3 protein-coding genes and 1 pseudogene are annotated in these 2,430 nt (G+C 73.0%); 1 reads left to right on the top strand and 3 read right to left on the bottom strand.

Annotated features, from left to right (window positions below; translation table 11 throughout):
- Positions 1 to 51 precede the first annotated feature (51 nt).
- Genes AB0M20_RS38315 through AB0M20_RS38305 form a run of 3 tightly spaced genes read right to left on the bottom strand, consistent with a single transcriptional unit; the run spans position 52 to position 1,300 of the window.
- Positions 52 to 438: a cold-shock protein gene (locus AB0M20_RS38315; protein ID WP_364305803.1), complete on the bottom strand. Its 387-nt coding sequence runs from the start codon at positions 436 to 438 to the stop codon at positions 52 to 54.
- 26 nt (positions 439 to 464) lie between these two features.
- Positions 465 to 1,106, bottom strand: a complete 642-nt coding sequence (locus AB0M20_RS38310; protein ID WP_364305801.1) for an HAD family hydrolase — start codon at positions 1,104 to 1,106, stop codon at positions 465 to 467.
- A complete protein-coding gene (locus tag AB0M20_RS38305; protein ID WP_364305799.1) occupies positions 1,103 to 1,300 on the bottom strand; it encodes a hypothetical protein in 198 nt (65 codons plus the stop codon). The genes AB0M20_RS38310 and AB0M20_RS38305 overlap by 4 nt, the downstream gene beginning before the upstream one ends.
- A gap of 77 nt (positions 1,301 to 1,377) precedes the next feature.
- On the opposite strand from AB0M20_RS38305, the pseudogene AB0M20_RS38300 reads away from it, so the two are divergent.
- Positions 1,378 to 2,373 (top strand): annotated as a pseudogene (locus AB0M20_RS38300) (hypothetical protein); the annotation flags it as partial.
- Positions 2,374 to 2,430: the final 57 nt, after the last annotated feature.

The raw sequence follows: 2,430 nt of genomic DNA, 5'->3' as shown, positions 1-2,430 counted from the left end.
GCTCGGGCGTGCGGCGGCGGCGGGAATCGTTCCGAGCGCGCCGAAGCTCGCTTAGATCTCGAGTTCGCGGGCGACCGCGTGCACGAGCTGCGCGACCTTCTGCGCGGCCTTCTTATCGGGATAACGGCCCCGGCGCAGGTCGGGCTGCACCCTCGCCTCGAGCACCTTGATCATGTCTTCCACCATGCCGTGCAGCTCGTCGGCCGGCCGGCGTCGCAGCTCGGCCACCGACGGCGGGGCGTCCAGCACCTTGAGCCCGAGCGCCTGAGCGCCCTTGCGGCTGTCCACCACGCCGAACTCGACCCGCTGGCCGGTCCGCAACTCCGCCACGCCGGACGGCAACGCGCCCTTGGGCAGGAACACGTCCCCGCCCTCGTCGCTGGTGACGAAGCCGAATCCCTTCGCCGCGTCGTACCACTTCACTCGACCCGTGGGCACCGCTGACCTCAACTCATTGAAATGAACTAGGTCTCCAGGCTATCCAACGTGTCGGAGCCGTTCCCACCCGTTATCCGGCGCAGCAGGGCGGGCAGAGCGCGGAGATCCGGCAGGACGTGAGAGGCGCCCGCGTCGCGCAGTTCAGCGGCACTGCACGGGCCGGTGGCGACGCCGATCCCGGGCACTCCGGCGGTCTGCGCGGCCACCATGTCGCCGATGTGGTCGCCCACGTACCAGCGCACGCCGTGCTCGGTCAGCGCGGCCGCCTTGCCCTCGGCGAACAGGTCGCCGGCCAGCTCGTCGGCGACCAGGCCGAGGTGTTCCAGGTGCAGCGCGGCCAGATGGCCGATCTTCGAGGTGACCACGACCACGCGCAGGCCGAGAGCGCGGACCTCGGTCAGGGCCTCGGCCGCGCCGGGCATCGGCAGGGTCGGTTCGACGGCATATGCCGGATAGAGCGCCCGGTACGCGGTGACCGTCTGCTCGACCTGGTCGGCGGGGAACCACTGGCTCAGCTCGGTGCGCAGCGGCGGGCCCAGCCGGGAGACCGCGAGGTCCGCGTCCACGTACACACCGGTCTGGGCGGTCAGCGCACGAAAGGCCGCCGCGATCCCGGGCCGGGAGTCGATCAGGGTCATGTCCAGGTCGAACCCGATCGCAGGCGTCACGGCGTGGTGGTCGGCGTGTACGTCAGCTCCTCGACCGGCAGCGGGAACGTCTGGTCGTCGCCGAACGGCGACGGCGCCGCCGGCCGGTCGAGCGCGATCTCGGAGACCGCCAGGTGTCCTTCCTTGGGCTCCCGGGCCCGGGAGGCCGGGCCCACCGGCACATCGGTGCCCGGCATCTTTCCCTCGTCCGCCACTGACTGCCCCTCTCTGCGTGGCCCGGCCACGCCCCGGACCCGTCACCATCGTCCCATGGCGGCTAGCGTTAGAAAGGATGGCCACGACTTTCGCCGATCAACTGCGTGCCCTGCCCGACGAGGCCCTGGGCGCGCTCATCCAGCTGCGCCCCGACCTGGTCGTGCCGGTGCCCGCCGACGTGTCCGCGCTGGCCGTGCGGGCCCAGTCGCGTGGCTCGGTGGCCCGCTGCCTGGACGCGCTGGACGAGTTCACCCTCACGATCCTCGACGCCGCCCGCCTGACCCGCGCCCCTGAAACGGCCCTGACCTCGGTGGACGCCATCATCGAGCTGGCCGACGCGGCGCCCGCCGGCGACGTCCGGGCCGCGATCGACCGGCTCCGCGCCCGGTTCCTGCTGCACGGGCCGGAGGACGCGATGCAGGTGGTCGGGGCGGTCGACGAGGTCACGTCGCCCTATCCGGCGGGCCTGGGCCGTCCGGCCGACTTCCTGGACGCGGAGGCGGCCGCGCTGTGCGCGGACAAGGCGAAGCTGCGGCGTACGGTGATGGAGGCCACGCCCGCCTCCCGTGCTGTGCTCGAGCGGCTCGCCGCGGGTCCACCCGTGGGGCGGCTGAACGGCGAGGCCATCAACCCCGCCTACATGGCCGAGCCCGTGCGCTGGCTCGTCGAGCACCACGTGCTGGTGCGGGTCGCCGAGAACGGGCGGGCGCCGCTGCCCGACGGCGAGCTGGTCGAGCTGCCCCGCGAGGTCGGCATGCTGCTGCGCCGCGACACCGGCCCGCTGGGCGTGCTGCGGCCGCATCCGCCGGTGCCCGAGGGGCCGGTCCGGGACGTGAAGGCGGCGGACTCGGCCGGGGCCGGGCAGGTGCTGGAGGCGGTGCGCGTCACCGAGGCGCTGCTGGAGGAGCTGGGTGGCGAGCCCGCGCCGGTGTTGCGTACCGGTGGGCTGGGCGTGCGTGACCTGAAGCGGCTGGCCCGGGCGACCGTCGTCGACGAGCCGTCCGCGGCGCTGTTCTTCGAGATCGCGTACGCGGCCGGGCTGATGGGCGAGGCGGACGCCGCCGGCGCGTCGCGTTCGGTCACCATGAGCCGGGCCGGCGGCGGTAGATCAAGAAAGGAATTTTAATTA

This window comes from Actinoplanes sp. NPDC051633 (genome assembly GCF_040681735.1).
Taxonomy (GTDB): domain Bacteria; phylum Actinomycetota; class Actinomycetes; order Mycobacteriales; family Micromonosporaceae; genus Actinoplanes.
Note: the sequence above shows the minus strand (reverse complement) of the source record. Positions and strands in the feature narration are given on the sequence as shown.